This is a genomic window from Ruegeria sp. BF8 (genome assembly GCF_056538625.1).
Genome location: NZ_JBQFTL010000001.1, coordinates 984,391 through 1,008,036, shown reverse-complemented (window position 1 = coordinate 1,008,036; position 23,646 = coordinate 984,391). Strand labels below are relative to the sequence as shown.

Genomic DNA, 23,646 nt, shown 5'->3' with positions numbered 1-23,646 from the left:
TAACGTTGGGGAATTGGGAAGCCGGTGCAGGTGTGACAAGGCCCGACAATTGCCGGCCTTGTCGAATGATCTTATTGCGTCAACAGGTTGCGCAGTTCCTGGATCTTGAGCGCAGCCGTTTCCGGCGCTTCCTTGATGCCATCGAGGATCTTGATCACCTGGTCCTGGATTTCCTGGCTCAGCTGGCTGTTTTTCACGGATTCAACCATCGCGTCATAGTCGAACTGCTCGGCCGACAGCATGCCTTCGTCAACCCAGGTATTCAGCAACTCCTGCCCTTGGGCAGTGAGGGCTGCAACCTGATCGCCTGCCTGGTTGGCCAGATCCGTAGCTGCATCGCCGGCCTGGTTTGCCAGATCGGTAGCTGTTTGACCGGCTTGCTCGGCGGCTTCACCGGCCTGTTCTACGGCGGCCGAGGCTGCGTCACCTGCTTGCTGTGTGGCCGTCGACAAAGCCTCGCTGGCGGCTTCCTGGGCTGCGGTTGCGGCCTCGCCAACGGCCTCGCCGGCTTCTTTGGCGGCAGATTGCAGTTTTTCGGCCGGGGTGGGCTCGGGCTGATTCAGGTAGAAATACGCGCCGGCACCCAATCCGGCGATGATAATCAGGATGATAATGCGGGACATTGGGGTCTCCTTTTCGGATGTGTGCCGCTGATGTGGGGAGAAACTACCTGAGATCAAAGGGGAAATCCCAAAGATTCGGCGCATGTTCGGGGTTTGGGCCACTCGGCGCTGATCAGTCAGACGATCGGCGGCAACAACACGCCACCGGCGAAAATACACGGTTGCAACCATCAGGCGAACAAGAAAGGGGGGGGAATCATTGGGAAGTAGTGGCGGAGAGACAGGGATTCGAACCCTGGGTGGGCTTGCACCCACAACGGTTTTCGAGACCGCCCCGTTCGACCACTCCGGCACCTCTCCGCGGGGGTCTGTGAGGGGGGGATTTAGTTGTGATCGCCGAGGGGTGCAAGCAGAAAATTCCCGAATTCACCAAACCGCGGATTTTCCATTGCCAGTCCGACGAAATCTCCTAGGCTGACATGTATGAGACATCTTCTGCACCGCATTTCGCTTCTGCTCATCCTGCCCGTGTTCGCGTTCGCTCTGACGGCTCAAAACGCCTTGTCCGCCAGTCGGGATCGGATTGAGGCTTTTCTGACGACGACGGGTTTTGACGTGGCGCTGGAAAGCATCGCATTGGCCTCGGCTTCGGCGCCTCAGATGCTGGGGATCGACCCCGAGGGTTTTGGCTCGCAATGGACGCGTCTGACGGAAGAGGTGTTCGACACCGACGACATGCATGAAACAGCGGTTGCGATTCTCGAACAGACGCTGAGCGACGAGGCCCTGAACCACGCGGTCGAGTTTTATGCCTCGGATCTGGGACAACGGCTTGTCGAGGCGGAAAATGCCTCGCACCTTGTCGAGGATGACGAAGCCAAGCAACTTGAGGGGCAGGAGATCATATCCGATCTGGTCAAGTCCGGTTCGAGCCGCATCGAAAGCCTGAAGCGGATGAACAGCGCCATCGATGCCAGCGAAACCTCGTTGCGGGCGCTGCAGGAGATCCAGCTGCGGTTCCTGCTGGCCGCCAGCGCCGCCGGAGTGATCGACCTGCAGTTGGACGCGGACGGGCTGCGCCAGATGATGAAGCTGAACGAACCCGAGATGCGGCAGTCATTGCAACTGTCCGCCTTGGCCAACGCGGCCTACACCTATCAGGATTTCTCTGACGCGGATGTCGACGCCTATACCAAAGCGCTGGAACAGCCGCTTATGCAGGAAGTCTACGAGCTGTTGAACGCCATCCAGTACGAGATCATGGCGATGCGGTTTGAAGTGCTGGCGGCGCGCATGGCCGAACTGCGTCCGGCTCAGGACATCTAATGCGACTGTTTCTGGCTCTGTGGCTGGTTTTGGCCGGTTGGGCCAGTGCGGTCACGGCCGACCAGGTCGACCGTCTGACCAAAGCCATGCATTTGTCCGACGTGATGCAGATCCTGCGTGATGAAGGTGTCGTGCAGGGGCGCGAACTGGACAAAAGCCTGCTGGACGGTGAGGGCGGATCGTTTTTTGAGGCCCAGGTTGAAGACTTGTACGACAAGGCCTGGATGCAAGCCAAGATTCACGACGCCCTGGCTGGCGGTATGTCCGAAGGACAACTGGAGCAGGCTGCTCTGTTTTTCGAGAGCGATCTGGGCCGCGCCGTCGTGTCTCTGGAAAACTCGGCCCGTCGAACTTTTTCCGACGAAGCCATAGAAGAGATGGCCATGGCCGCATATCGGGAAGCCGATCGTGATGCGGCTTATTTTCGTCTGATCGATGAGTATGTCGAGATCAACGACCTTGTTGATCGGAACGTGCGCGGTGCGTTGCAGGCCGATTACAATTTCTTCCGTGGGTTGACGGACGGGCAGGGCATCACGGGCGACGACGGCGAAATGTTGGCCCAATTGCTGGCGCAGGGAGCGCAGTCCGAGCAACAAACCCGCGAGTGGCTGTACTCGTTCCTGCTGTTTGCGTACCAACCGCTCAGCGAGGCCCAGCTGCGCGAGAATATCGCCTTTTCACGTACCGAGGCAGGGCAAGCCTTGAACAACGCCTTGTTCGCTGGTCTGGACACCATGTTCAACGAGTTGTCATACCAGCTGGGCGTGACGGTGGCTCAGGTTCTGCAAGCGTCGGATCTTTAGGCCGGTTTGCTGTTGACTTTGCCGTGTGATCCGTGGATAAGCGCGCATCCCGGCCGGAACCTCCGCGCCGGGTATCGTTATTGTTGGCCTGACGGGTGCGCCCTGACGGTCGTTCATCCGCCCGAAAAGGGCGCGCTGTTCGAGGTGGCCTTGGCCGAAACACCCGTCTGACGGGGACCACAGAACGCGGTAGAAAAAGGAAAGACGCATGTTTGCAGTCCTCAAGACTGGCGGCAAGCAGTACAAGGTTCAGGCGGGCGACGTGCTCCGCGTTGAAAAGCTGGCTGCCGACGCAGGTGAAAAAGTCCAATTCAACGACGTTCTGATGCTGGGTGGCGACGCCCCGGTGGTCGGCGCGCCGTTCATCGATGGTGCGGCCGTTCAGGCGGAAGTGATCGAACAGATCAAAGGTGACAAGGTCATCAAATTCGTCAAGCGCCGCCGCAAGCACAGCTCGAAGCGCACCGTTGGCCACCGTCAGAAGCTGACCCTGGTCAAGATCACCGACATCCTGCCCTCGGGCGCGGACAAGTCGGGCGTCAAGGCCGCAACCGGGTCGGCTCCGGCAGGTGAAGTTGCGAAAGCAGCGAAACCCGCCAAGAAAGCCGCTGCCAAGGCAGAAGCCCCGGCCGCTGCTGCTGCCGCTGACGATCTGACCAAGATCACCGGTGTTGGTCCCGCAGCTGCCAAGAAACTGGCCGAAGCCGGTATCGAAAGCTTTGCCGCTCTGGCCGCCTTGTCGGACGAGCAGATTGCTGCTATCGAGACGGTCAAAGTGAAACCCGAATGGGTTGAGCAGGCCAAAGAGCTGGCCAAAGGCTAAGGAGAGAGAGAATGGCACATAAAAAAGCTGGCGGTTCCTCCCGTAACGGCCGCGACTCAGCGGGTCGTCGCCTTGGCGTGAAACTGTATGGTGGCCAGGCCGCCGTTGCAGGCAACATCATCGTGCGTCAGCGCGGCACCAAGTTCTGGCCGGGCGAAGGCGTGGGCATGGGCAAGGATCACACCATCTTTGCAACTGTCGATGGCGCCGTGAAGTTCCACAAGGGACTGAAAAACCGCACCTTCATTTCGGTCCTGCCAGTGGCGGAGGCCGCAGAGTAAGCCGAAACCCAGAAGGTTTAAGAAAAATTCATGGGGGACCGGCACAAAGTGCCGGTCCCCTTTCTCGTTTTGACGCAGATTTGATCGAAAGCCCCGATGCCCGTTGCAACCACCAGTTTCCTGATCTTTGCCGCCAGCCAGGTCGGCACGCCGGGACCGGCCAACATGGTCCTGTTGGGAACGGGTGCGCGCTATGGGTTCCGGGCTGCGCTGCCCTTCGTGGCGGGCGTGATTCTGGGCAAGCAGCTGATCATCTGGCCGTTGGGCTTTGGCCTTCTGCAACTGGCAGAACAAGCCCCCACCGCGTTTGCGGTTCTGAAATATGCTTCGGCGGCCTATATTTGCTGGCTTGCATGGAAAATCGCCAACCTGCGCCTGTCCCATCAGGACGCGGGCGAGTCGGTTCCGGGTTTCTGGGCCGGGCTGGTGGTGCATCCGCTGAACCCCAAGGCCTGGGCGATGATCATCGCGGGATTCACCGGGTTCGTCGCGGCGGGAACGTCGGTGCTGAGTGCGACGCTCACGATCGCGCTCGTTTTGTTGACCTGCCAGTTGGTCCTGCACCCGATCTGGACCTTTGCGGGCGATAGAATTGCACGCGTGGTTGCGGGACGGCCGGCGGAAAAATATCTGATGTGGACCCTCGCGGGTCTGACTGTTGCATCCGTACTTTTCGTGTTGTTCGGAGGAGGAACACACCAATGAAACTTGAGGCAATCATAAATCAGCCGGTCATTGAAACCGAGCGGTTCGACCTGCGCCCGCTGCGCCGGTCGGACATGGGCCTGATCGAGCACTACGCCGGGGACGAGCGCGTGGCGCGCATGACCACGTCGATCCCGCACCCCTTGCCGCCCGGTTCGATCGAGGCTTTCGTGACCCGCGCCATGGCCGAGGACCGGGACGAGGACGTCTGGGCGATGGACGCCACCAAGGATGGCGGGCCCGAGTTGATCGGGGTGATCTCGCTCAAGCGGCTGGATCGCAACCAGTCCGAAGTGGGCTATTGGGTCGCGCCCTTGTATTGGAACACGGGCATCGCCTCGCTGGCGGTGGAAACGCTGGTTCAGGCGAATCCGTTGGAAAACGCCACGATGTTTGCCAGCGTGTTTCAGGACAATCCCGCCTCGGCACGGGTTCTGACCCATTGCGGGTTCCAGTATCTTGGCGATGCTGAAAGCTTCTCGGTGGCGCGCGACGCAAACGTGCCCACCTGGACGTACAGTAAAAAACTCTGACTTGTGGCCGATGGGGCCTTTGCAGTAGGGGACTGACATGAAATTTCTCGATCTTGCAAAGGTCTACATCCGGTCCGGGGCCGGCGGTAGCGGGTGCGTCAGCTTCCGACGCGAAAAGTACATCGAATACGGCGGCCCCGATGGCGGGGACGGCGGCAAGGGCGGGTCCGTCTGGGCCGAGGTCGTGGACGGACTGAACACCCTGATCGACTTCCGCTTTCAGCAGCATTTCTTTGCCAAGAACGGACAGCCGGGCCGGGGCCAGCAGCGCACCGGCAAGGATGGCGACGACATCATTCTGCGCGTGCCCGTCGGAACCGAGATCCTGGACGAGGATCAGGAGACGGTGATCGCCGACCTGACCGAAGTGGGGCAACGTGTCCTGCTGGCGCGGGGTGGCAATGGCGGTTTCGGCAACCTGCATTTCAAATCGGCCACAAACCAGGCGCCGCGCCGGGCCAATCCGGGGCAGCCGGGCGTGGACCGTACGATCTGGCTGCGTCTGAAATTGATTGCCGATGTGGGTCTGCTGGGCCTGCCGAATGTGGGCAAGTCGACCTTTCTGGCCGCCACCTCGAACGCTCGGCCCAAGATCGCCGATTATCCCTTTACCACGCTGCATCCTAATCTGGGCGTCGTCGGTGTGGACAACGTGGAATTCGTTGTGGCCGACATTCCCGGCCTGATCGAAGGCGCGCATGAAGGCCGCGGCATCGGCGACCGTTTTCTGGGCCATGTCGAACGCTGCGCGGTGTTGCTGCATCTGGTCGACGGCACGTCCGAGACCATCGCGCAGGATTATCACACCATCATCCACGAGCTTGAGGCCTATGGCGGCGCGCTGGCTGACAAGCCCCGGATCACCGTGTTGAACAAGATTGACGCGCTGGACGAAGAACAGCTCGAACTGGCCAAGGCCGAGTTGAAAGAGGCCGTGAGCGGCGCTGTCATGACCATGTCGGGCGTCGCCCGGCAGGGCGTGACCGAAGTTTTGCGGGCCCTGCGCGCCCAGATCGACGAAAACCGCCTGCGTCAGAAACCCACTGAGGAGCGCGAGACGTGGCAGCCCTGACCGACGCAAAGCGCCTGGTGGTCAAGATCGGCTCGGCGTTGCTGGTCGATCGTGCGACCGGCAAGCTGCGTTCGGAGTGGTTGCATTCGCTGGCGCAGGACGTGGCGTGGCTCAAGGGGCAGGGGGCCGATGTGGTTCTGGTCTCGTCCGGTTCGATCGCGCTGGGGCGCGGCGTTCTGGGTCTGCCCGCAACCGCGCTGTCGCTGGAGCAGTCCCAGGCCGCTGCCGCCGTCGGTCAGATCCGGCTGGCGCGGGCCTATGAAGAGGCGTTGGCACCGCACGACATCACCACGGCGCAGGTTCTGGTGACGCTTGAAGACAGCGAGAACCGCCGCCGGTACCTGAACTCGCGCGCGACGCTGGAAACTCTGCTGGGGTTGGGTGTCGTGCCCATCGTGAACGAGAACGATACGGTGGCCACGGATGAAATCCGGTACGGCGACAATGATCGCCTGGCCGCGCAGATCGCCGTGACCGTCGGTGCGGACCAATTGATTCTGCTGTCCGATGTCGATGGGTTCTACACTGGCAACCCTGCCGAGGACCCGTCCGCCACCCGGTTTGACGTGATCGACGCGATCACGCCCGAGATCGAGGCGATGGCCGGTGACGCCGGTTCGGGGCTGTCCAAGGGCGGCATGAAGACCAAGCTGATGGCCGCGCAGATGGCGACGGCGGCGGGCTGCGACATGGCGATTACGGAAGGATCGCCTTTGAACCCGCTGAAACTGCTGAACAATGGCGCGAACAGCACTTGGTTCAAGGCCAAGCTGGACCCGCATGCGGCGCGCAAACGCTGGATCTCGGCGATGAAGCCGCGGGGCGAGATCACGGTCGATGCAGGGGCAGCGCAGGCGCTGGAGAATGGCAAAAGCCTGTTGCCGGCCGGCATCGTCGAAGTGACGGGCGATTTTGGACGGGGCGACCCGGTGGCCATCAAGGATCACGAAGGCCGGCGTTTGGGATTGGGCCTCAGCCGCTATACCGCGCACGAGGCCGACACCATCAAGGGGCGCAAATCCTCCGAGATCGAGGACGCACTCGGCTATCCCGGCCGTGCGGTGATGATCCACCGTGACGATCTGGCTTTGTAGCCGCGAAAACTGATAGATTTGGCTGGTCCGACGACCGGAAAGGCAGATGACATGAAGGACTTTGATAGCATTCCCGCCCTGATGGCCGATCTTGGCAAGCGCGCCAAGGATGCGTCTCGGGATCTGGCCTTTGCTTCGGCCGAGCGCAAACACGCCGCGTTGATTGCCGCCGCCGACGCTGTGTGGAAGAACCGTGCGCAGATCATCGAGGCCAACAAGAAAGACCTGGACTACGGCCGCGAAAAGGGTCTGAGCCCGGCTATGATGGACCGTCTGATGCTGGACGAGACGCGCATTCAGGGCATGGTCGACGGGTTGCGCACCGTGGCTGAACAGACCGATCCGGTGGGTGAGGTTCTGGCCGAATGGGATATGCCCTCGGGGCTGAACATCCGCCGCGTACGCACCCCGCTGGGCGTGATCGGCGTGATCTATGAAAGCCGCCCGAACGTGACCGCTGATGCCGGGGCGCTGTGCCTGAAGTCGGGCAACGCCGTGATCCTGCGCGGCGGATCCGAGAGCTTTCATTCTTCAACCGCGATCCATGCTTGCCTGGTCGAGGGTCTGAAGGCCGCAAACCTGCCCGAGGATGCGATCCAGCTGGTCCCGACCCGTGATCGGGCGGCGGTGCAGGAATTGCTGACCATGACCGACTATGTCGACGTCATCGTGCCGCGTGGTGGCAAGGGGCTGGTCGGGTTGGTCCAGCGCGAGGCGCGGGTGCCGGTCTTTGCCCATCTTGAAGGGATCGTGCACATCTACATCGACAAGGCTGCGGATCCGCAGAAAACGCTGGACGTGGTGCTGAACGCAAAGACCCGCCGCACTGGCATCTGCGGGGCGGCCGAATGCCTGCTGGTGCATCAGGATATCGCGGAAACGCTGGGGCGCGACGTGATCGCCGCGCTGCTGGCCGCGGGCGTCGAGGTCCATGCCGCGGGTGCGCTGGCCATCGACGGCACCGTGCCGGCCAACGATGACGATTGGGGCAAGGAGTTTCTGGACAGCATCATTGCTGCAAAACCGGTGGCCGATATCGACGAGGCAATTGCGCATATCCGGGAATACGGATCGAACCACACCGATTGCATCATGACCGAGGATCAATCCGCCGCCGACCGCTTCTTTGAACGGCTCGACAGTGCGATCCTGATGCACAACGCCTCGACCCAATTTGCCGACGGGGGTGAGTTCGGAATGGGCGCCGAGATCGGAATCGCCACGGGCAAGATGCACGCGCGCGGCCCGGTGGGGGCGGCGCAGCTGACCAGCTTCAAATACCTGGTGCGCGGCAACGGCACGACGCGCGCCTGAGGCGCTGCGTCAGAACCGCAGCACCACGCGGGTCGCGCCCGTCTCGGCCGATACCCGGCGGCCCTGAGCGGCCGCCGTCTGCGGAAGCAGGGCGAACTGCACCTGCGCCGGCGTGACCTTGTTGGCGAATGTGCCGGTTGGGAGGCCTTTCCACAGGTCGGGATCGACATTCATGCGGTCGGCCGTACCAGTGACCGTCCATTTGTCGCCCACGCTGTCGATCTTTACCTCGCCGCCCATCGGCATGGCGCTTTCGCAGCACATGATGGCCAGAAAGGCCAGTTTGATCTGATTGCGCGGCATCGCCTCGGTGACGTTCCAATGCACCCGGACACGGCCCGCGTGGTTGACATCGCGCAGCAGGTCCGTCACTTCGCTGCGGCCTAGCGGCTGATCGCTGGCCGCGCCAAAGGCCACGCGAAAGAACCGAACCCGCGCCTCGGCGCTGCCGACGCTGCCGGTGATCAGTTCCATCTCGGGGCCCTGGGTGCCGCCAACCATCTCCAACAGTTCCAGCCCATTGGTGATCGCGCCGATCGGGCTGATCAAATCGTGGCAGATCCGAGAGCCGATCAACTCGGCCAGGTTGACGTTGGTGTCGCCCATGCGTACCTCCTGTGGTATCCCCCATGCCCGACCCGGAGCCGTCGCATGACAGATCTGAATGCCATTCTTGCACCGGGCATGTTTGTCCGCCACCCAGATTTCCCTGACTGGGGCGTTGGACAGGTCCAGTCCAACATCGGGGGCAAGATCACCGTGAACTTTCGCGACCAGGGCAAAGTGGTGATTGACGGAACACGCATCGCCTTGATGCCGGTTCTTGATCCATGAAACTGGTTTAGGAAAGGTTAACGGTGCTCGCCACCCGGTTCGTGTTGCCATTCGCCGCGCAGCTGCGGTATCAGCGCTGGGATCGCAACAAGACGACTACCATTCCACATGCCGGATACGGGCCCTTCATTCACTGTCAAACTTGCCGAAACCGACGAGGAACTGCGCGCGGCGCAGCGGCTGCGTTATGACGTCTTCGTGCGTGAATTGGGCGGTGGCGGAGAGATGGTCGATCATGCAGAGGGCCTGGAACGCGACCAGTTCGACCCGTATTTTGATCACATGCTGGCCTATGACGACGTCACCGGAGAAGTGGTCGGAGTCTACCGCCTGTTGCCGGGTGACCGCGTAGCTGAAGTCGGACGGTTCTACTCTGAGGATGAATACGACCTTACCGTTCTGAAAAACAGCGGCCGCAAATTGCTGGAACTCGGCCGGTCCTGCCTGCATCCGGACTATCGCGGCGGAACCGCAATGTATCATTTGTGGAATGGCCTCGCGAAATATGTGTCCGAACGGGAGATCGAGGTTCTGTTCGGCGTTGCCAGTTTTCACGGCACAGACGTCGAGCACCTTGCCCAGCCTATGTCGATGCTGCATCACAACCACCTGGCTCCACCCGAACTGCGGGTGCGTGCGCAGCCGGATGTTTATCAGAACATGAACCTGGTTCCGAAAGATGCGCTGGATCGACGGAGTGCGATGTTGCAAGTTCCGGCCTTGATCAAGGCCTATCTTCGATTGGGCGGGTTTGTGGGCGAGGGGGCATTCATCGACCATGCCTTCAACACCACCGACGTTTGCCTGATCCTCGACACCACACGGATGAACGAAAGACAGAGACGCATCTATGGCGGAGCGTGACGTGCCAAACGGTGCTGTCTGGCACAGCTCGGACGACCCGGACCCGGTTGAGTTGGGCGTGTGGGGTTGGATTTTGGTGATCCTGCGGGGGCTTCCTCTGGCTGTGCTGGTGTTCGGTGGTCTGATCGTTCTGTTGCTTGTGCGCCTGGTCGAAAGACCCATCTTTGGCCTGCGTCGACCAGTAACGCCCTTCATTGCCCAATTCGTGTGTCGCAATGCGTTTCGAATTCTGGGGATCGGATTTTCAAGCTCGGGTGAGCTGATGCAGCAGCGCGGGGCCGTCGTGGCCAATCACACGTCCTGGCTGGACATCTTCGCGCTCAACGCCCGCAAGCGTGTATACTTCGTTTCCAAGGCCGAGGTGGCGAATTGGCCCGGCATCGGTTGGCTGGCCCGCGCCACCGGAACCGTGTTCATCGAACGCAATCCCAAAAAAGCACGCGAGCAGACCAGATTGTTCGAAGACCGTCTGAAGGCCGGGCACAAGCTGTTGTTTTTTCCAGAGGGCACATCGACGGACGGACTGCGGGTTTTACCATTCAAAACAACGCTTTTTGCGGCATTCTTTGCAGATGAACTGCGTGATTTCATGTATGTTCAGCCGGTTTCGGTTGTCTACCACGCGCCCGATGGGCAGCCGGACCGGTTCTATGGCTGGTGGGGGGACATGGATTTTGCCCCGCATCTTCTGAAGACGCTGGGCGCGCGGCGGCAGGGGCGGGTCGAATTGATCTATCATTCTCCGGCTCGGGTCAGCGATTTCGACAACCGCAAGGCTTTGGCCGCGCATTGCGAGCAGGCCGTTCGCCACGGGCATGCCTTGGCGCGGCCAGAAAAATAGGGGCAAAAGCCCCTTGCACCGTCAGTCAACCTGCCGTATACGCGCGGCATTCAATCCGCAGGCGGGGTTTGGTCGTTTTGAGGGAGACATCCTCATCAAGGCCGCCGGTTGGAGCAAACGCTTCTTTCACCCCCGCCAAGGCGAAAACCGGAAAAGGAAAACATAGCATGGCTCTTCCCGAGTTCACCATGCGTCAGCTGCTGGAAGCTGGCGTTCACTTTGGTCACCAGACACAGCGTTGGAACCCCCGCATGGCGCCTTTCATCTATGGCGCACGCAACGGCATCCACATCATGGACCTGACCCAGACCGTTCCGATGCTGGACCAGGCGCTGCAGGCGGTACGTGACACCGTCGCCAAAGGTGGCCGCGTTCTGTTTGTCGGCACCAAGCGTCAGGCTGCACAGCCAATCGCCGATGCCGCTGAAAAATCGGCTCAGTATTACATGAACCACCGCTGGCTGGGCGGCACGCTGACCAACTGGAAAACCGTTTCCCAGTCGATCAACCGTCTGAACCAGATCGACGAAGCCATGGAATCGGGCGCTGAAGGCCTGACCAAGAAAGAGCGTCTGGGCATGGAGCGTGACCAGGCCAAGCTGCAGGCTTCGCTGGGCGGCATCCGCGAGATGGGCGGCGTCCCTGACCTGCTGTTCGTCATCGACGTCAAGAAAGAAGCACTGGCCATCGCAGAAGCCAACAAACTGGGTATCCCGGTTGTGGCCGTCGTCGACACCAACTGCTCGCCGGATGGTGTGGACTACATCATCCCCGGCAACGACGATGCTGCCCGTGCAATCGCACTGTATTGCGACCTGGCCGCACGCGCTGCGCTGGACGGCATGACCGCTCAGCTGGGCGCCGCCGGCGTCGACCTGGGCGAGTTCGAAGAAGCACCGGTTGAAGAAGCCGTTGCAGAAGAAGCCGAAGCGTCGGCCGAAGCGTAAGCTGCCCGTCACGTAAATGACATATGGGGCAGGGTAGACCTGCCCCAATTCCGTTTGAATTGAGGAGAGCCAAGAGATGGCAATCACTGCAGCAATGGTGAAAGAACTGCGCGACTCGACCGGCGCAGGCATGATGGACGCGAAAAAAGCGCTGACCGAAACCGGCGGCAACATGGACGAGGCCGTTGACTGGCTGCGCACCAAAGGTCTGGCGAAGGCCGCAAAGAAATCCGGCCGTACCGCAGCAGAAGGCCTGGTTGCCGTTCACGTCGAAGGTGGCAACGGTGTTGCTGTCGAAGTGAACTCGGAAACCGACTTCGTCGCGAAGAACGCCGAGTTCCAGGAAATGGTCGGCAAGATCACATATGCAGCCCAGGGCGTTGACTCGGTTGAGGAACTGCTGGCCGCTGATCTGGGCGGCAAGTCGGTTGCCGACACGCTGACCGACAAGATCGCCACCATCGGCGAAAACATGTCGGTCCGTCGCATGGCCAAACTGTCGGGCGACACCGTGGTATCGTATGTCCACAACGCCGCAACCAACGGCATGGGCAAGATCGGTGTTCTGGTTGCTCTGTCGGGCGGCGATGAAGCCATCGGCAAGCAGGTCGCGATGCACATCGCAGCCGTGAACCCGGCCGCTCTGTCCGAAGCCGACCTGGATCCGGCCGTTGTCGAAAAAGAAAAGCAGGTCCAGATGGACATCGCGCGCGAATCCGGCAAGCCCGAGCAGGTCATCGAAAAGATGATCGAGGGCCGCATGAAGAAATTCGTCGCGGAATCGACCCTGCTGAGCCAGCAGTTCGTTGTGAACCCCGACCTGACCGTGGAAGCAGCGGCCAAGGAAGCCGGCGCAACCATCACCGGTTTTGTTCGCCTGGAAGTTGGCGAAGGCATCGTGGTCGAAAAAGAAGACTTTGCCGCCGAAGTCGCCAAAGCGGCTCAGGGCTGACGCCTGTTCAGCCCGGGTTTTCCGGGCTGCTCCAAAAACATCCGAAACCGGTTGCGCGACGCGCGACCGGTTTTTTTTGGCGAATTTCCGATTGATCAGAGGAGTAATTGGAGGGCCCCGCAAGATGGGGATGGTCGAGGCCCCCCAAAATTTCCGACATCGGCACGCGGACGAATAAGCGCCCTTTGTCAGAGCGAACGGAGAGCCTTGGCAATACAAAGATCCGTCCAAATGTTCCTTGGCTAAAGCCACCACTCACGGAACAGGATCAATGTGCAATTTCTGCGCAGTTTTAGGAAGTCATGTATTCCTTACCTAAGGTCAACTGTCGCGCGACAGCGGATTCAGACCTCCATGACGAACATCTGATTCTGCAGCGAAGCCTTCAAAACCGCCTGTGCAGTCGTCTCGACAGAGAGAGCCTCGCGCGCCAGCCTGAGGTGTTTTTCAACAGTCGCCGAAGTCAGTCCCATCAGCAGGGCAATGTCCTGGGTCGTTTTTCCGTCACCCACCCATTCCAGAGCCTCTCGCTGCCGCTTGGTCAAGGCGCGGTTCGGGGGATTGTAGGGCAGAGTCAGAATTTTGAGGTGGGCGATGTTGTTCATCAGCAGGATATCATCGCCGTGCTCAGCCCACATCTCGTCCATCTCGTCCTGGCTGCGGTTCAGAGCGGCCAGCGAAATTGCCCCCTTCGACCGCATGGACACCGAAGTGAAACTGATCGTGTAGCCGACGGTGATCCCTTTCGAGCGGTTGAACTCGTACACCTTGCGTTCTTCGTTGGTCATCGTGCCGCTGGACATCATCTCGCGGATCATGCTCCAGCTTGCGGCCCCTTCGTGATCCAGCGCCCATTTCAGCATGGGCGCATGGAAATAGAGACCATCCCGAAGGAAACCGTCCATGTATTCCTTGCAGTGATTGGTCAGGATCACGAAGTCTTCGGGGTCGCCCAAAGACGTTTGGGTGCGGTATTGTGTGTGTCCGTACAACAGGCGGTCAAAACCATACTTGGCCATCTGTTCGGTGTGCGCGGCCCAAAGTTCCTCGAGGGTTTTCACATAGCTCAGAAAGTTGAGGTATTCCTTGAGCGTCATCATGCGCCGCCACCCTCCTGAAGATGCGCGGCCAGCGCTTCCAGCGCCAGAACATAGCTTTGAGCGCCGAAGCCGCAGATCTGCCCGATGGCGACGGCCGAGATGTAGGACTTGTGCCGAAATGCCTCGCGGGCGTGGATATTGGACAGGTGAACCTCGACCACCGGCAGTTGAGCCGACGAAATGGCATCCATCAATGCTATTGACGTGTGGGTATACGCGCCGGCATTCAGGACGATCCCGTCATGGGTCCCGCGCGCGGCGTGGATGGCATCAATCAACATACCTTCATGGTTTGATTGAGCGCACTCCACACGCAACCCGATCGATGCGCCATGCGAAACGCACAAGTCTTCGATCATCTTCAAGGTGGTATGACCGTAAACCTCGGGCTGCCGTGTGCCCAAAAGGTTCAGGTTCGGTCCGTTCAATACAAGAATACTACGCATTATTTTTCTGTCCCCATACCTGTTTCATAGCCGCGAATTGAAAACGCGTCTACCGGCTTTGCTCTCATGAGGCGAGCAGGCGCAGGTCAGGTCTTGGGGACAGGCGGTGAAACGACCGTGAATGTCGTTCCTAGTCGATGGACACGACAACTTTGCCGAGAACCGACCGGTCGCCCAACATCTCCAAAGCTTCGGCGGCGCGGGGCAAGGAAAAGCGGGCACTGATACGCGGCTTGATCTTGCCGCCATGATACATGGCAAACAGTTCCCGCAAGTTTTCGGCATGTCCGGCCGGATCGCGGAATACCGACGCGCCCCAGAACACGCCGACGATCTCACAGCCTTTGAGCAAAGGCAGATTCAACGGGATGTTGGGGATACCGGCCGGAAAACCAACGACCAGAAACCGCCCCTTCCAGGCCATCGCGCGCAAAGCTGGCTCGGCGTAGTCGCCGCCAACCGCATCATAGACCACATCAACGCCATCACCGCCCGCCAGCTTCTTGATTTCTGACGAGAGCGCTTTTTGCGCCTCTCGCGTCATCTCCTTGGAGTAGACGATCGTTTCATCAACGCCCAAATCCCTGCAGAACTGAGCTTTGTCTTCCGTGGACACCGCAGCAATTACACGCGCGCCCATGGCTTTGCCCAATTCAACCGCGGCCGAGCCGACACCGCCGGCGGCCCCAAGCACCAACAGTGTCTCACCGCCCTTGAGCCCGGCGCGATCTTTCAGCGCATGGTAGGACGTTCCGTAGGTGAAAATGAAACAAGCCGCATCCTCGTACGGCATGGACTCCGGGATGGTAACGGCGCTGGCGGCCGGAATGCACAGCTGTTCGGCGAAACCTCCGTGACCTGTCAGGGCCAGAACGCGGTCACCGACCTTCAGATCGGAAACACCATCTCCAACGGCGATCACATCGCCCGACACCTCCCCTCCGGGCGCGAAGGGGCGCGGTGGTTTCATCTGGTACAAATCGCGGATGATCAGCGTGTCCGGAAAATTCACGCCTGCCGCACGTACCCGGATCAGCACCTGACCCTTTTTGGGCGTTGGATCGGGCAGGGTGGTCAGTTCAAGTGTTTCCGGACCACCCGGGGCGACGCTGAGTAATGCTTGCATTTCGTTTTCCGATCCTCGCCATTTGTTGGCCCGAAGGTCGGGTCCTCACACCATGTTGTCAAGGCAGATGTGAAATGCAATTCTGCATAGTGAAACTGACCCGACCTGAAATAGAACTCAGGACGCAATAAAAACGAATTATGGGGAGAGGCTGATGACACCGGAGAACTTATTTTCGCTAGCGGGCAAGACTGCTTTGGTCACGGGCGGCGCGACCGGCATTGGTCGGATGGCAGCCGAGGCTCTGCTGCGCGCGGGTGCGCGGGTGCTGATCGCCTCGCGCAAGGGCGAAGCCTGCGAAGCCGTGGCCGCCGAACTGAACGCGCTGGATGCGTCCGGAACCGCCGAAGGGTTTGCCGGTGACGTCAGCAGCGAGGCCGGCATTGACGCACTGGTCGAAGAGGTGAGCAACCGCACCCAAAGGCTTGATATTCTTATGAACAATGCCGGCGTTTCGTGGGGCGCTCCTATGGGACAGTTTCCCTATGACGCCTGGGACAAAGTCATGTCCGTGAATGTCGCCGGCATCTTTCATCTGACCCAGAAGCTGCTACCTCTGCTGATGCAATCGGGCTCGGACGATGATCCTGCACGGGTAATCAACGTCGCCTCGGTGATGGGCGAGGTTCCGATGGGCGATGGCGCCTACAGCTATTCCGCGTCCAAGGCGGCCGTCATCCATCTGACCAAGATCATGGCAAAGGAGCTGTCGCCCTACCGCGTGACTGTGAATGCTCTGGCACCGGGACCGTTCGTTTCGCGCATGACCGCCTTTGCCACGGCTGACGAAGAAAAACGCGAGAAAGTGGGCAAGTCGGTCCCGCTGGGCCGTGTGGGGCGCGACGAGGACATCGCGGGCTGTATGCTGTTCCTCAGCGGACGCGGCGGCAGTTACGTGACCGGCGCCGTGATTCCGGTCTCGGGTGGTATCAACGTTCTGACCGGAGGAAACATCTTTGCCGATGCCCTGTGAAACCCGGTCCAGTATCAAGCGAGGTCGATCGCATGAGCGATAACCCGAACACCCTCGACCTTGTCGCCGTAGATGCCTATCTGCGCGCCAACCTGCAAGGCTATGCCGGTCCGCTTGAGGCGACGAAGTTCACGGTGGGTCAGTCCAACCCGACCTACGAACTGCGCACGCCTGGCAAATCCTATGTTCTGCGGCGCAAACCGCCCGGAGTTCTGCTGAAATCTGCCCACGCAGTCGACCGCGAATTCCGTGTTCAGACCGCGTTGGCGCACAGCAAAGTGCCGGTGCCGCGCATGTACGTGCTGTGCGAGGATGACAGCATCATCGGCTCTGCCTTCTATGTCATGGAGCGTCTCGTCGGCCGGAATTTTCTGGAACCGACCATGAAGGGCGAAACCAGCGAAACCCGCAGCGCCGTTCTGGATGAGATGAACCGGGTTCTGGCCGAATTGCACATGGTCGACATCGACGCAGTGGGCCTGTCCGACTACGGACCGACCGGCAACTACTTTGAACGCCAGATCGCGCGCTGGACCAAACAGTATCGCGCCTCGGAAACCGAAACGGTTGCCGACATGGATGCGCTGATCGACGCGCTGGAAAGCTCGATCCCGGCGGATGATGGCCAACGAACGCTGGTTCATGGCGACTATCGCATCGACAATCTGATGTTCGAGCGGGACGGCACCCGCTGCATCGGGGTCCTGGATTGGGAGTTGTCCACCATCGGCCATCCTTATGCCGATCTGGCGGCCGTAATCATGCAATGGCAGATGCCGCCGGGCAAAGAGGGGCGGGGGTTGGCTGGTGTTGACCGAAGCAGCCTTGGGCTGCCCAGCGATCAGCAGTTCATCGCCTCATACTGTCAGCGGCGCGGACTACCGGGCATCGACAATTTCGGCTTCTATCTCGCGTTCAACTTTTTCCGCATGGCCGGAATTCTCCAGGGCGTCTACAAACGGGCCCTGGACGGGAACGCCTCCGATCCGGCCCGGGCGCGTGCATTCGGAGCCTATGTGCCGATGTTCGCCAAACATGGTCTGGCAGCGCTGGGATAGAGGGGCAGGCGTGGTATCCGAGACATCATCAAGCGCCGACATTGGCAAGGATCGGAACTTCGTCACTGCACTGGCGCGGGGGCTTGAACTGCTGCGGTGCTTTCGCCACGGCGAAACGGCCCTGACCAACACGGATTTTGCTGAACGCACGGGTCTGCCCAAGCCAACGATCTCGCGGTTGACCCATACGCTGTGCCAACTGGGTTACCTTGTTCAGGATCACGCAGGCGGTTCGTATCGGCTTGGCGTCGGAGTGCTGCGGCTGGGATTCGGAGTTCTGGGGGCGGCGGATATTTGCGAGCGTGCCGTCGAGGTGCTGAGGGAACTGCGCGATGGAGCCAATCCGTACCTGACGGCCGCCCTGGGCGAAGCGCATCGGGCCGAGGTCGTATACGTCGCGGTCAGCAGGTCGACGCAGAACGTGGCGCTTACCATGCATGTCGGATCCCGGCTGCCGTTGTTCTCCTCGGCCATGGGGCGGGCCATTTTGGTTGGCATGACCGAGGATCAAAGGGAAACGGCGATTTACGCTGCTCGACGCGATCTGAACCTGCCCGAAAATCACCTGCGCGACTCGATAAAAACCGCGTTGGATGAATACGATACACAAAGTTATTGTACCGGATATTCTCTGTGGCGGGACGACGTCCATGCCATTTCCGTTCCGGTGTCCACCGCCAGCGACGGGCGGGTATTTGGATTGAATATCGGCGGACCCAGCTTTTACGTGACCCCGGAAGAGCTTGAAGGAGACCACGCGCACAAGCTGATAGATGCCGCCCGGCAATTGGGACTGCGTCCATGAAACCTCAGTGCAACGCCTCAAGTTCAAGTTCTACGTTGGCCAGGCTGTTCTTACCAAAAAACATCTCAGACCCGACAAACAGGCTGGGCACCCCAAAAACTCCGCGGCGGACGGCCGATTTTGTCTGATCCTTCAGAGTCTGCTTGGCCAAATCGCCGGTGATCGCCTCACGGATTTTTCGTACGGGCAGGTCACGTTCTTGAATGATGTCGGTCAACACATTCAGGTCGTCAATCTTCTGCCCGTGCACCCATATTGCATCAAAAACGGCGTCTACATATCTGTCTTCCCATGATTTTCCCATCGCTGCGACCGCCCCACGCATGGCGAATTTCGTGTTCAGCGGAAAATAGGGGCTCATATGAAAGTTCAAGCCGCGCCGCCGCGCAAAGCGGTGCAGGTCATGGGTCAGATACGCCGATTTCTTCCGATTTTCCGAGAACGCCTGAAATGGGCTCTGGTTGTTGGTAGCCTTGAAAACTGTGCTCAGAAGAACGGGCACAAAGCGAATCTCGGCCCCGTGGCGCGCGGCGAGATCTGGCAAAACCTTATGAGCGAGGTAAGCGTTCGGGCTGCAAAAGTCGTATACGAATTCCACGTTCTGCGTCATCTGGCACCTCCGGCCGGTGGCGAATTCAGGGGTAACGGCTGCAAATCACGAATCCAGAACGCCGTCAGTCTAGCAGTGTCGCGGGTCGTGGCCGAGAGCAGACTTGCAGATCGCCCGCCCGGCAGTTTTCGCCGGCTGTGTTTTTAGGGCTGTTTTTCTTTGCCACAGGACGGCAGGATTGCGCGCAGGTGAAAGAAAAAACGGGGAAATTTCGGCCAATGCAGTTTGATCGGACGAGGCTGAACCGCATTCAGACATGGATGCAAAGGTATGTGGACGAACGAAAATACCCCGGGTGCGCCTTTCTGTTGAAACAGCACGGGCGCGAAGTTTTCTTTCACGATTGCGGATTGCGCAGTCTCGAGAGTGATTTGCCGTACGACCGCGAGACCTTGGTTCGCATCTACTCGATGACCAAGCCGGTGACCACGACAGCGCTGATGATCTTGGTAGAACAAGGTCTGATGCACCTTGAGGCGCCGGTATCCGAGTTTCTGCCGGAATTCGCCGAAATGAAGGCGTTGCGGAAAGACGCGCAATCCATTGAACAAACAGAAGACTCGACGCCGCCGACCCTGCATCAACTGCTGACCCACACCAGCGGGCTAAGCTATCCGTTCAATCCGGGCGTTCTTCCCGCCGCGATGGATGCTCAGGACCTGATGTTCAAACCGGACCAGGGTCCACTGGCCGATCAGGTTCGGGCCGTGGCTGCATTGCCGCTGGCGTTTCAACCCGGCAGCCGCTGGGAGTATTCGGTCGGCATCGACGTTATCGGACGGGTAGTCGAAGTCGTGTCCGGCAGGGGTTTGGACCAATTCTTTGCCGATGAGATCTTTGGGCCGCTTGGGATGGCCGAAACCGGGTTTTCGGTTCCCAAAGGGGCAGGGGACCGGTTCGCCTCGCTGTACACACCGCTCGAGGGAGACGCGATGGCCCTGAACGCGGCCAGGTCCGGCGGCGAAACGTTGCGATTGGTGGATCAGGCCGGAAACTCGCCATTCGAAGCGGCCACGCTTTTTTCCGGCGGTGGTGGGCTGGTCAGCACGATCGACGATTTTGCCCGTTTCGCCGAGATGCTGCGCGCAAAGGGGAAAGTGGGTGATCAACGACTGCTGGGCCCGAGCACGGTGGATTTCATGATGCGCAACCACTTGCCGGGCGACATCGCGTCCATGGGGCCTCAAAGCTTTGCCGAACAGCCGATGGACGGCATGGGGTTCGGGCTTGGCGGCGCTGTGGTTTTGGACCCGGGCCGTGCACGTACCCCCGGATCGGTCGGAGATTTCAGTTGGGGCGGAATGGCGTCGACCTTTTTCTGGGTCGACCAAAAGAACGACCTGTCGGCTGTTTTCTTTACACAGCTATCGCCCTCCAGCTCTTACCCGTCACGCTCGGAACTCAAAGCCCTGGTTCACGCCGCCCTCATTGAATGACCCGCGCGGGCCTGCTAGGCCGATCACGAACAGAACCAGAGAGAGTCGAATGACCGAAGCCGAACGCATCCTGTTGGATTTGCTGGACATTGAACGCCTTGAGGTAGACTTGTTCCGAGGCACCGGGTCCGGCGGTGAAACGCCCACGCGGATATTTGGCGGTCAGGTCATTGCGCAGGCTCTGGCGGCCGCGTACCGAACGGTCGAAAACCGCCTTTGCCATTCGCTACATGCCTATTTCATCCGTCCGGGAGATCCGGAAATTCCGGTTATCTATCAGGTAGATCGCGCGCGGGATGGCGGATCGTTCACCACACGGCGCGTGGTGGCAATCCAGCACGGCAAGCAGATCCTCAACATGTCGGCCTCGTTCCACATTCAGGATGAAGGCTGGAACCATCAGCACGCGATGCCTGATGTCCCATCGCCCGAAACGCAACCGTCCCGCGATGAATTGCGGCAAAAATACCTGAACCGCGTTCCCGAAAGGCTGCGCGCCGAATTGCTGCGCGAACGTCCGATCGAGGTGCGCGAGATTGATCCCTTGGACATATTCCAGCCCGAGAAAAGCGACGACCGAAACCATCTGTGGTTCCGCATGGGAGCAGCGGAACAGGCTGATCACGTGACCCAACACCTGTTGCTGGCCTATGCCTCGGACATGGCGCTACTGAGTTCCGGCATGCGGCCGCACAGGTTGAGCTGGTTCACGGGCGAAATCAATGGCGCGAGCCTGGATCACGCGATCTGGTTTCATGCACCGGTTCATTTCCAGAACTGGCATCTCTATTCCATGGAGTCGCCATGGACGGGGCAGGGACGCAGCTTCAACCGCGGGTCAATCTATGCGCAGGACGGTACCTTGGTCGCCTCCGTCGCGCAGGAAGGCCTTCTGCGCCGCGCCCGCAAGAAAGACTAGGTATCGCCTGCAAACTGCTGATTCAACTTGTTCATTCCTGAAATCCAACGGTCGTAATCGGCGGTTTTCAAGCGCATGTAATCCAGAACCTGCGGATGCGGCAGAATCAGAAAGGTCTCGGTGCCAATGGCCTCGACACAAGCCTGTGCCACGTCCTCGGGTTCAAGCATGCCATCAATCGCGGCAACTGAGTCTTCAAACCCTTTGGTCATTTCCGATCGGACGGCCTGAGGACACAAGACCGAAACCCGGATGCCTTTGTCGGCATAGGTCAAAGCCAGCCATTCCGCGAAACCAACCGCCGCATGTTTGGTGACTCCGTATGGCGCGGCTCCGGGCTGGTTGAGCAGCCCCGCAGCGGAAGCCGTGATCAATATGTAGCCGCCGCCGCGCGCAATCATCCGCGGCACCAGATGGCGTGCCGTCCACACATGAGACATGACGTTGATCTTCCAGATCCTGTCCCAATGCGCATCGGGAACATCGAGACCGCCAAGCGTCAGAATGCCGGCGTTGGCACAGAACAGATCAATGGGGCCGATCCTGGATTCAACGCTTTCGATCATTTGCTGGATATCGTGTTCGTCGGCCACATCGCATTTGAACGAATGCCCGCCAATGTCCTGGGCGACTGCTAGGGCGCCGGCTTCATCAATATCCGCACAGATCACATGCGCGCCGTCCGCCGCGAAGCGCGTCGCCATACCTTTGCCGATGCCTTGGGCTGCACCGGTAACAACTACGATTTTTCCCTGAAGGTCCATCAGCGCATCCTGTCTTGGGTTCACACAGGACCGTAACAGGTTGAAATAGCACCGCCAACGCGAACGTAGCGGTGCCAGGTCTCACAGTTTTATTTACATAATACCGATTACGCGATCTTTAGATTGCGGATCAGTAGAATGCCTGCAACCCGGTCTGCGCCCGCCCCAAGATCAACGCATGAACATCATGCGTGCCCTCGTAGGTATTAACGGTCTCAAGGTTGACCATGTGCCGAATGACTTGGAACTCCAACGAGATCCCGTTGCCACCATGCATGTCCCGCGCCATCCGTGCGATATCCAACGCCTTGCCGCAATTGTTCCGCTTGATGATCGAGATCATCTCAGGCGCTGCTTCGGCTTTGTCCATCAGCCGTCCGACCGTCAAGCTGGCCTGCAAGCCCAACGCGATTTCGGTCTGCATGTCCGCAAGTTTCTTTTGGAACAGCTGTGTCTGCGCCAAAGGACGATTGAACTGCTTGCGATCCAATCCATACTGACGCGCCGCGTGCCAGCAGCATTCTGCGGCCCCCATGACACCCCAACTGATGCCATAGCGTGCTCGGTTCAGGCATCCGAACGGCCCTTTCAGGCCCTGGACGTGAGGCAGCAAGGCACTTTCGTCGACCTCCACGCCATCCATCACGATTTCGCCGGTGATTGACGCGCGCAGGCTAAGCTTGTTTTGGATCTTGGGCGCGCTCAGACCTTTGGCGCCTTTTTCCAGTACGAAGCCGCGGATCTTTCCGTCATGCGCATCGGACTTGGCCCAGACAACAAACACATCGGCAATTGGCGCGTTGGAAATCCACATCTTGCTGCCGGTCAGACGGTAGCCGCCGTCGATCTTTTCCGCCCGGGTTTTCATGCCCGCCGGATCAGACCCCGCATCCGGTTCGGTCAGGCCAAAGCAACCGATCCATTCACCACTGGCCAGTTTCGGCAGGTATTTCCGGCGCTGCTCTTCACTGCCATAGGCATAGATCGGATACATCACCAGCGAGCTTTGCACCGACATCATCGAGCGATAGCCGGAATCCACACGTTCGACCTCGCGCGCGACGAGACCGTAGGTGACGTAACCGGCGCCAATCCCGCCGTATTCTTCGGGAATGGTGGTGCCCAGCAGGCCCATTTCGCCCATCTCACGGAAGATTTCAGGATCGGTTTCCTCGTTCTGAAACGCCTGAGTTACCCGAGGCTGCAGCTTTTCCTGCGCATACGCACGCGCGCTGTCGGCGATCAGGCGTTCATCCTCGGTCAGTTGATCAGACAGGCGGAACGGATCGTCCCAGGTAAAGCGGCCAAGATCGGGCGCATCCTTTGCGCGCAATGCAGGTTTGGTGTCGGGGGCGTTCATCTTCTGGCTCCAAACTGAAGTTCATACGCACCCTACCCTGCAATTTACGCAAAAAACAGCGAGACATTTGCAAGTTTTCATGAGTAAAACGCAT

At 59.7% G+C, this 23,646-nt stretch carries 27 protein-coding genes and 1 tRNA gene; 19 read left to right on the top strand and 9 right to left on the bottom strand.

Annotated features, from left to right (window positions below; translation table 11 throughout):
* Positions 1 to 71: 71 nt before the first annotated feature.
* Together ACR0LD_RS05020 and ACR0LD_RS05015 are read right to left on the bottom strand one after the other, a co-directional pair.
* Positions 72 to 623 carry a hypothetical protein gene (locus tag ACR0LD_RS05020; protein WP_093962956.1) on the bottom strand — a complete coding sequence of 184 codons (552 nt, stop codon included), beginning with the start codon at positions 621 to 623 and terminating at the stop codon, positions 72 to 74.
* Positions 624 to 833: 210 nt separating this feature from the next.
* Positions 834 to 923 (bottom strand) — tRNA-Ser (locus ACR0LD_RS05015).
* A 123-nt stretch (positions 924 to 1,046) separates the two neighbouring features.
* On the opposite strand from ACR0LD_RS05015, the gene ACR0LD_RS05010 reads away from it, so the two are divergent.
* From ACR0LD_RS05010 to ACR0LD_RS04970, 9 genes are all read left to right on the top strand, one after another.
* On the top strand, positions 1,047 to 1,889 hold the full coding sequence (locus tag ACR0LD_RS05010; RefSeq protein ID WP_170357817.1) for a DUF2059 domain-containing protein: 843 nt from the start codon (positions 1,047 to 1,049) through the stop codon (positions 1,887 to 1,889).
* Positions 1,889 to 2,695 carry a DUF2059 domain-containing protein gene (locus tag ACR0LD_RS05005; protein ID WP_480635798.1) on the top strand — a complete coding sequence of 269 codons (807 nt, stop codon included), beginning with the start codon at positions 1,889 to 1,891 and terminating at the stop codon, positions 2,693 to 2,695. Before ACR0LD_RS05010 ends, ACR0LD_RS05005 begins: the two co-directional genes overlap by 1 nt.
* Before the next feature lie 208 nt (positions 2,696 to 2,903).
* A complete protein-coding gene (locus ACR0LD_RS05000; protein ID WP_170367097.1) occupies positions 2,904 to 3,518 on the top strand; it encodes a 50S ribosomal protein L21 in 615 nt (204 codons plus the stop codon).
* A gap of 11 nt (positions 3,519 to 3,529) precedes the next feature.
* Entirely contained in the window at positions 3,530 to 3,799 is a 270-nt protein-coding gene (gene rpmA, locus ACR0LD_RS04995) for a 50S ribosomal protein L27 (protein ID WP_005983052.1), read from the top strand.
* 96 nt (positions 3,800 to 3,895) lie between these two features.
* Positions 3,896 to 4,504 (top strand): LysE family translocator, encoded by a 609-nt coding sequence (locus ACR0LD_RS04990; RefSeq protein WP_149777268.1) that lies wholly within the window; start codon positions 3,896 to 3,898, stop codon positions 4,502 to 4,504.
* Positions 4,501 to 5,037: a GNAT family N-acetyltransferase gene (locus tag ACR0LD_RS04985; RefSeq protein WP_170339204.1), complete on the top strand. Its 537-nt coding sequence runs from the start codon at positions 4,501 to 4,503 to the stop codon at positions 5,035 to 5,037. Before ACR0LD_RS04990 ends, ACR0LD_RS04985 begins: the two co-directional genes overlap by 4 nt.
* 37 nt (positions 5,038 to 5,074) lie before the next feature.
* Positions 5,075 to 6,109: a GTPase ObgE gene (obgE, locus tag ACR0LD_RS04980; protein WP_480635795.1), complete on the top strand. Its 1,035-nt coding sequence runs from the start codon at positions 5,075 to 5,077 to the stop codon at positions 6,107 to 6,109.
* Positions 6,097 to 7,203, top strand: coding sequence for a glutamate 5-kinase (gene proB / locus ACR0LD_RS04975; protein ID WP_170390083.1), 1,107 nt, complete (start codon positions 6,097 to 6,099; stop codon positions 7,201 to 7,203). The genes obgE and proB overlap by 13 nt, the downstream gene beginning before the upstream one ends.
* Positions 7,204 to 7,254: 51 nt before the next feature.
* Positions 7,255 to 8,517 (top strand): glutamate-5-semialdehyde dehydrogenase, encoded by a 1,263-nt coding sequence (locus ACR0LD_RS04970; RefSeq protein WP_480635792.1) that lies wholly within the window; start codon positions 7,255 to 7,257, stop codon positions 8,515 to 8,517.
* Positions 8,518 to 8,526: 9 nt separating this feature from the next.
* Here ACR0LD_RS04970 and ACR0LD_RS04965 read toward each other — a convergent pair whose 3' ends face one another.
* Complete coding sequence (locus tag ACR0LD_RS04965; protein ID WP_480635790.1) at positions 8,527 to 9,123, bottom strand: histidine phosphotransferase family protein; 597 nt, start codon at positions 9,121 to 9,123, stop codon at positions 8,527 to 8,529.
* A gap of 45 nt (positions 9,124 to 9,168) precedes the next feature.
* On the opposite strand from ACR0LD_RS04965, the gene ACR0LD_RS04960 reads away from it, so the two are divergent.
* The 5 genes from ACR0LD_RS04960 (at position 9,169) to tsf (ending at position 12,955) form a co-directional block, all read left to right on the top strand.
* Complete coding sequence (locus ACR0LD_RS04960; protein WP_170339192.1) at positions 9,169 to 9,351, top strand: DUF3553 domain-containing protein; 183 nt, start codon at positions 9,169 to 9,171, stop codon at positions 9,349 to 9,351.
* Positions 9,352 to 9,459: 108 nt separating this feature from the next.
* Positions 9,460 to 10,215 (top strand): L-ornithine N(alpha)-acyltransferase, encoded by a 756-nt coding sequence (olsB, locus tag ACR0LD_RS04955; protein ID WP_480635788.1) that lies wholly within the window; start codon positions 9,460 to 9,462, stop codon positions 10,213 to 10,215.
* Positions 10,202 to 11,056 carry a lyso-ornithine lipid O-acyltransferase gene (gene olsA, locus ACR0LD_RS04950; RefSeq protein WP_480635786.1) on the top strand — a complete coding sequence of 285 codons (855 nt, stop codon included), beginning with the start codon at positions 10,202 to 10,204 and terminating at the stop codon, positions 11,054 to 11,056. Before olsB ends, olsA begins: the two co-directional genes overlap by 14 nt.
* Before the next feature lie 167 nt (positions 11,057 to 11,223).
* Positions 11,224 to 12,003: a 30S ribosomal protein S2 gene (gene rpsB / locus ACR0LD_RS04945; protein WP_480635785.1), complete on the top strand. Its 780-nt coding sequence runs from the start codon at positions 11,224 to 11,226 to the stop codon at positions 12,001 to 12,003.
* A gap of 76 nt (positions 12,004 to 12,079) precedes the next feature.
* Positions 12,080 to 12,955: a translation elongation factor Ts gene (tsf, locus tag ACR0LD_RS04940; protein ID WP_093962057.1), complete on the top strand. Its 876-nt coding sequence runs from the start codon at positions 12,080 to 12,082 to the stop codon at positions 12,953 to 12,955.
* 344 nt (positions 12,956 to 13,299) lie between these two features.
* Here the strand turns inward: tsf and ACR0LD_RS04935 are convergent, their stop codons facing one another.
* The 3 genes from ACR0LD_RS04935 to ACR0LD_RS04925 all read right to left on the bottom strand — a co-directional run bounded on the left by ACR0LD_RS04935 (position 13,300) and on the right by ACR0LD_RS04925 (position 15,627).
* Entirely contained in the window at positions 13,300 to 14,052 is a 753-nt protein-coding gene (locus ACR0LD_RS04935) for a LuxR family transcriptional regulator (protein WP_093962957.1), read from the bottom strand.
* Complete coding sequence (gene aroQ / locus ACR0LD_RS04930) at positions 14,052 to 14,501, bottom strand: type II 3-dehydroquinate dehydratase (RefSeq protein WP_170390094.1); 450 nt, start codon at positions 14,499 to 14,501, stop codon at positions 14,052 to 14,054. Before aroQ ends, ACR0LD_RS04935 begins: the two co-directional genes overlap by 1 nt.
* A gap of 130 nt (positions 14,502 to 14,631) precedes the next feature.
* Positions 14,632 to 15,627, bottom strand: coding sequence for an NADPH:quinone oxidoreductase family protein (locus ACR0LD_RS04925; protein WP_480635783.1), 996 nt, complete (start codon positions 15,625 to 15,627; stop codon positions 14,632 to 14,634).
* 154 nt (positions 15,628 to 15,781) lie between these two features.
* On the opposite strand from ACR0LD_RS04925, the gene ACR0LD_RS04920 reads away from it, so the two are divergent.
* Genes ACR0LD_RS04920 through ACR0LD_RS04910 form a run of 3 tightly spaced genes read left to right on the top strand, consistent with a single transcriptional unit; the run spans position 15,782 to position 18,463 of the window.
* A complete protein-coding gene (locus ACR0LD_RS04920) occupies positions 15,782 to 16,600 on the top strand; it encodes an SDR family NAD(P)-dependent oxidoreductase (RefSeq protein ID WP_170357836.1) in 819 nt (272 codons plus the stop codon).
* Positions 16,601 to 16,632: 32 nt separating this feature from the next.
* The gene (locus ACR0LD_RS04915) at positions 16,633 to 17,658 is read left to right on the top strand and encodes a phosphotransferase (RefSeq protein WP_480635780.1); all 1,026 of its coding nucleotides are present in this window, start codon (positions 16,633 to 16,635) and stop codon (positions 17,656 to 17,658) included.
* 10 nt (positions 17,659 to 17,668) lie between these two features.
* Positions 17,669 to 18,463: an IclR family transcriptional regulator gene (locus ACR0LD_RS04910; RefSeq protein WP_367648386.1), complete on the top strand. Its 795-nt coding sequence runs from the start codon at positions 17,669 to 17,671 to the stop codon at positions 18,461 to 18,463.
* Positions 18,464 to 18,467: 4 nt separating this feature from the next.
* Here ACR0LD_RS04910 and ACR0LD_RS04905 read toward each other — a convergent pair whose 3' ends face one another.
* On the bottom strand, positions 18,468 to 19,073 hold the full coding sequence (locus ACR0LD_RS04905; RefSeq protein ID WP_480633071.1) for a DsbA family protein: 606 nt from the start codon (positions 19,071 to 19,073) through the stop codon (positions 18,468 to 18,470).
* Between the two features lie 218 nt (positions 19,074 to 19,291).
* Between ACR0LD_RS04905 and ACR0LD_RS04900 the strand changes: the two genes are divergently transcribed.
* Together ACR0LD_RS04900 and ACR0LD_RS04895 are read left to right on the top strand one after the other, a co-directional pair.
* On the top strand, positions 19,292 to 20,509 hold the full coding sequence (locus ACR0LD_RS04900; RefSeq protein ID WP_480635778.1) for a serine hydrolase domain-containing protein: 1,218 nt from the start codon (positions 19,292 to 19,294) through the stop codon (positions 20,507 to 20,509).
* A gap of 49 nt (positions 20,510 to 20,558) precedes the next feature.
* Positions 20,559 to 21,428, top strand: coding sequence for an acyl-CoA thioesterase (locus tag ACR0LD_RS04895; protein ID WP_170371036.1), 870 nt, complete (start codon positions 20,559 to 20,561; stop codon positions 21,426 to 21,428).
* Here the strand turns inward: ACR0LD_RS04895 and ACR0LD_RS04890 are convergent.
* Both ACR0LD_RS04890 and ACR0LD_RS04885 read right to left on the bottom strand, forming a co-directional pair.
* The gene (locus tag ACR0LD_RS04890; RefSeq protein ID WP_480635775.1) at positions 21,425 to 22,192 is read right to left on the bottom strand and encodes an SDR family oxidoreductase; all 768 of its coding nucleotides are present in this window, start codon (positions 22,190 to 22,192) and stop codon (positions 21,425 to 21,427) included. The genes ACR0LD_RS04895 and ACR0LD_RS04890 overlap by 4 nt on opposite strands.
* A gap of 130 nt (positions 22,193 to 22,322) precedes the next feature.
* Entirely contained in the window at positions 22,323 to 23,552 is a 1,230-nt protein-coding gene (locus ACR0LD_RS04885; protein ID WP_170363462.1) for an acyl-CoA dehydrogenase, read from the bottom strand.
* Positions 23,553 to 23,646 lie beyond the last annotated feature (94 nt).